The following is a 5484-nucleotide window of genomic DNA, read 5'->3' as shown; positions in this document are numbered from 1 at the left end:
TGTGGCGGGGGCCGGGTTGGCGCGTGGTTATGTGCGTCGGGCGGGTCTGACGGCGGAGCGTTTCGTGGCCTGCCCGTTCGCCGCGGCGGGTGAGCGGATGTACCGCACCGGGGATGTGGCGCGGTGGACGGCCGACGGCAGGTTGGTGTTCGCGGGCCGGGCGGATGAGCAGGTGAAGATCCGCGGGTTCCGGGTCGAGCCGGGTGAGGTGCGGCAGGCGCTCGGTGCGGCGCCGGGGGTGGCGCAGATCGCCGTGGTCGTCCGGGAGGACACGCCGGGTGACAAGCGCCTGGTCGCCTACGCCGTCCCCGAGGTGGGCCAGGACGGTGGAGAACTCGCCGCTCTCGTCCGGGAGTTCGCGGCCGAACGGCTTCCCGCGTACCTGGTGCCGTCGGCGGTGGTCGTCCTCGACGCGCTGCCGCTGACCGTCAACGGGAAGCTGGACCGCAAGGCGCTGCCCGCCCCCGCGTACGCGGCCGGGGTGGGCCGCGGGCCGGCGGACGCGCGGGAGGAACTGCTCTGCCAGGCGTTCGCCGAGATCCTGGGCCTGCCCGCCGTCGGGGTGGAGGACGACTTCTTCGCCCTCGGCGGCCACTCCCTGCTCGCGATGCGCCTGGTCGGGCGCGTCCGGACGGTCCTCGGCGTGGAACTGTCGGTCCGGGCGCTGTTCGAGGCGCCAACGCCCGCCGCCCTCGCCGCCGTCCTGGGCCAGGCCGGCACGGGCCGCACCGCGCTCGCACGCCAGGAGCGACCGGAGCGGGTGCCGCTCTCCTTCGCCCAGCGCCGGCTCTGGTTCCTGGGCGAGCTGGAGGGGCCGAGTGCCACCTACAACACGCCGACGGCGCTGCGTCTGAGCGGTGCGCTGGACCGGGAGGCGCTCGCCGCCGCCCTGCGTGACGTCCTCGGGCGCCACGAGGTGCTGCGCACGGTGTTCCCCGCGGTGGACGGCGAGCCCCACCAGCGGATCCTCGCGGTCGAGGAGGCAGGGTTCCGCCTGCGAACCGTCGAGGTGACGGCGGCGGAGCTGGACGCGGCCGTGCGTGACGCGGCCGGGCGCCCGTTCGACCTGGCCGCGGAGATCCCGTTGCGGGCACAGCTGTTCGTGCTGGGCCCGGAGGAGCACGTCCTGCTGCTGCTCGTCCACCACATCGCCACCGACGGCTGGTCGACCGCGCCGCTGGCCCGCGACCTCTCCGCGGCCTACACCGCGCGGCTGGCCGGCCGGGCCCCCGACTGGGCGCCGCTGCCGGTTCAGTACGCCGACTACGCCCTGTGGCAACGCGAGCTGCTCGGGGCGGAGGGCGCGCAGGACAGCGTGCTCGCCGGTCAACTGACCTACTGGCGTTCGGCGTTGGCCGGGCTACCGGAGGAGCTGGAGCTTCCCGCGGACCGGGTCAGGCCGGGGACGGCCTCGCACCGCGGCCACCAGGTGGCCGTGGACGTTCCGGCCGGGTTGCACGAGCGGCTCCGGGAGCTCGCGCGGGAGCGCGGGGTGACCCTGTTCATGGTGCTGCAGTCCGCCGTGGCGGTGCTGCTCAACCGGCTGGGCGCGGGCGAGGACATCCCGATCGGCTCGATGGTCGCCGGGCGGACGGACGAGGCGCTGGACGACCTGGTCGGCTTCTTCGTCAACACGCTCGTCCTGCGGACCGACCTCTCGGGCGACCCGACGTTCGCCGAGGTGCTGGAGCGGGTCCGGGAGCGGGGCCTGGACGCCTTCGCCAACCAGGACGTGCCGTTCGAGCGACTGGTCGAGGAGCTCTCCCCGGCCCGGTCGCTGGCCCGCCACCCGCTGTTCCAGACCATGCTGACGATGCAGAACACGGGATCGGCCTCGCTGGCGCTGCCCGGTCTGCGGGCGGGCGCGGTGCCGGCAGGTCCGGCGGCGGGCAAGTTCGACCTGGACCTGAGCTTCGGCGAGCTGCTGGACGCCGAGGGGGCGCCGGCGGGCCTGCACGGCGTGCTGATCGCGGCGGCGGACCTCTTCGACGCGGGCACCGCCCGGCGCCTCGCGGACCGGCTGGTCCGCGTGCTGGCCGCGCTGGCCGAGGCGCCCGACGCCCCGGTCCGGAGCATCCGGGTCCTGGACCCGGACGAGCACCGGCAGGTCGTCGAGGAGTGGAACACGACGGCGCGGGCCGTGCCGCCGAGCACGGTGGCGGGGCTGTTCGCCGCCCAGGTGGCGCGGACGCCGCAGGCGGTGGCGGTGGTCCTCGGCGACACCGAGCTGTCCTACGCGGAGCTGGACGCGCGGGCGAACCGGCTGGCCCGGCTGCTGATCGGCCGTGGTGTCGGCCCGGAGTCGGTGGTGGCCGTCCTGGCCGACCGCTCGGTGGAGCTGGTGGTCGCGTTCCTGGGGGCCTGGAAGGCCGGGGCCGCCTGCCTGCCGCTCGACCCGGCGCACCCGGCCGAGCGGATCGCCCTCATGCTGGCGGACACGTCGCCCGTCTGCGTACTGACCACCACGGCGAACGCGGGCTCGGTCCCGGGCCCGGCGCCGCAGGCCCCCGGCCTGCCGGTCCTGGTGCTGGACGGGCCGCAACTCGCCGCCGAACTGGCCGGCTGCGACCCGGCGGAGGTGACGGACGCCGACCGCACGGGGGCGCTGTCACCGGAGCACGCCGCGTACGTCATCTACACCTCCGGCTCGACCGGACGGCCGAAGGGCGTGGTCGTCCCGCACACCGGGGTGGCCGCCCTACGGCGGACGCAGGTCGAGCGGTTCGCGGTCGACGGGGCGAGCCGGGTGCTGCAGTTCGCCTCGGTCGGCTTCGACGGCGCGGTCTTCGAGATCCTGCTGGCGCTCTGCAACGGAGCCCGGCTGGTGCTGGGCACAGCACAGGAGCTGCTGCCCGGGGCGGGGCTGACGGAGCTGGTGGCGCGGCACGGGGTGACGCACCTGCTCGCGCCGCCCGCCGCACTGGGGGCGCTGGACCCGGCGACCCTGCCGTCGCTGTCGACGGTGGCGGCGGTCGGCGAGGCCCTGAGCGGTGAGCTGGTGGCGCGCTGGGCGGACGGCCGGCGCTTCCTCAACGGCTACGGGCCGACCGAGACGACGGTGGCCGCCGCCGTCTCGGCCCCGCTGCGACCCGACGAGCAGCCGCACCTCGGCACGCCCGTCGTCGACAGCCGGGTGTACGTCCTCGACGATGCGTTGCAGCCGGCGCCGCCCGGGGTGGCCGGCGAGGTGTACGTGGCCGGCGCCAACCTGGCGCGCGGGTACGCCGGGCGCGCGGGGCTGACGGCGGAGCGGTTCGTCGCCTCGCCGCTCGGCGCCGCGGGCGAGCGGATGTACCGCACGGGCGACCGTGCGCGGTGGACGCCGGACGGGCGGCTGGTGTTCGCCGGCCGGGCGGACGAGCAGGTGAAGATCCGCGGGTTCCGGGTCGAGCCGGGCGAGGTCCAGGCCGTGGTCGCGGACCACCCGGGTGTGACGCAGGCGGCGGTGGTCGCCCGTGAGGACGTCCCCGGCGACAAGCGGCTGGTGGCCTACGTGGTGCCGGCGGAAGCTCCTGCCGCCGCTCCGGCCGACGCGCCTGCCGCCGCGGCCTCCGCCGAACTGGCCGAGTCCGTGCGCCGCCACGTCGCCGACGTACTGCCCCCGTTCATGGTGCCCTCGGCGGTGGTAGTGCTGGACGCGCTGCCGGTGACCGTGAACGGGAAGCTGGACCGCAGGGCCCTGCCCCTCCCGGACTACACGGTCGTCGCGGGCACCGGCCGGGGCCCGGCGAACGCGCGCGAGGAACTGCTCTGCGAGGCCTTCGCCCAGGTCCTGGGACTGACGGTGGTCGGGGCGGAGGACAACTTCTTCGCACTCGGCGGCCACTCGCTGCTCGTCGCCAAGCTGGCCAACCGGGTCCGCGCGGCCTCGGGGGTCGAGGTGCCGATCCGCGTGCTGTTCGAACTGCCGACGCCGGCCGCACTGGCGGTCTGGCTGGCAGATCAGGCTGGTATTCAGAAGAAAGCTAGGCCGGCACTGCGGCCGATGCGTAAGCAGGAGGAGTCCTGATGATTCCGTTGTCGTTCGCGCAGCGCCGGTTGTGGTTCCTGAGCCAGCTGGAAGGTCCGAGCGCCACCTACAACATCCCGATGGCCCTGCGCCTGACCGGGGACCTCGACCGCGGGGCACTCGACGCCGCCCTGCGGGACGTCATCGGCCGCCACGAGGTGCTGCGGACCGTCTTCCCCGCCTCCGGGGGCAGGCCCCACCAACGCATCCTGGACACCGGCGAGACCGGGTTCGAGCTGCCGTTCGCGGCCGTGGCCCCGGAGGAACTGAAGGCCACGATCGCCCGGACGGCGGCCGAGCCGTTCGACCTGTCCGCGCGGATACCGGTACGGGCCCGGCTGTTCAGGACCGCCGAGGACGAGCACGTCCTACTGATGGTCCTGCACCACATCGCCGGCGACGGCTGGTCGCTGGCACCACTGTTGAGGGACATCTCCACGGCCTACGCGGCGCGCCGTGCAGGGGGTGCGCCCCAGTGGGAGCCGCTGCCGGTGCAGTACGCGGACTACGCCCTGTGGCAGCAGGAGGTCCTCGGCTCCGAGGACGACCCGGAGAGCGTCCTCTCCGAACAACTCGCCTACTGGCGCACGGCGTTGGCCGGAATTCCGGAGGAGCTGGAGCTGCCGGCCGACCGGCCGCGCCCGGCGGTGGCCTCGCGCCGGGGCCTGAGCGTCCGGCTGAACCTGAGCGCCGACACGCACCACCGGCTCGTCACACTGGCGCGGGAGCGTGGGGCGACTCTCTTCATGGTGCTCCAGAGCGCCCTGGCGGTGACCCTGTCGCGTCTCGGCGCGGGCACCGACATCCCGATCGGGACGGCGGTCGCCGGGCGTACGGACGAGGCGCTGGACGATCTGGTCGGCTTCTTCGTCAACACCCTGGTGCTGCGCACCGACGTGTCGGGTGACCCGACGTTCGGCGAGGTGCTGGAGCGGGTCCGGCAGACCGGCCTGGACGCGTTCGCGCACCAGGACGTGCCGTTCGAGCGTCTGGTGGAGGAACTGGCACCGGTCCGCTCGCTGGCTCGTCACCCGCTGTTCCAGGTCATGCTGACCGTGCAGAACAGCACCGCCACCGGGGGCGGTTCGACCGGTGGCGGATCGACCGCGGACGCCACCGGGCTGCGGATCAGCTCCCTTCCGGGGGAGACGGACGCCCTGGTGGCCAAGTTCGACCTGGACGTGGCCGTGGGGGAGGCGCTCGACTCCCGGGGCGCCCCGGCAGGCCTGGAACTGACCCTCACCGCGGCAGCCGACCTCTTCGACGCCGGGACCGTTCGGCGACTGGCCGACCAGCTGGCCGGCGTCGTCGACACGATCGCCGACGCACCGCAGACCCGCCTCTCGGCCGTTGAGGTGCTGGGAACGGAGGAGCGCCGGCAGGTTCTGGAGGGGTGGAACGACACGGGTCGTGTGGTGCCGGGGGTGTTGGTGCCGGCGTTGTTCGCGGGTCGGGTGGCGGGGTCGCCGGGTGCG

At 74.6% G+C, this 5484-nt stretch carries 2 protein-coding genes; both read left to right on the top strand.

Going from position 1 to position 5484, the window contains the following annotated elements:
* Positions 1-4009, top strand: a 4009-nt coding sequence (locus tag J5Y04_RS40975) for a non-ribosomal peptide synthetase (protein WP_209417641.1), incomplete at its 5' end; no start/stop codon positions are given.
* The coding region (locus tag J5Y04_RS40970) for a condensation domain-containing protein (RefSeq protein WP_245206490.1) at positions 4009-5484 on the top strand (1476 nt) is incomplete at its 3' end. The genes J5Y04_RS40975 and J5Y04_RS40970, both read left to right, overlap by 1 nt.

Source organism: Kitasatospora sp. RG8, from assembly GCF_017813315.1.
Taxonomy (GTDB): domain Bacteria; phylum Actinomycetota; class Actinomycetes; order Streptomycetales; family Streptomycetaceae; genus Kitasatospora.
This window is presented reverse-complemented; position numbering and strand designations above follow the sequence as displayed.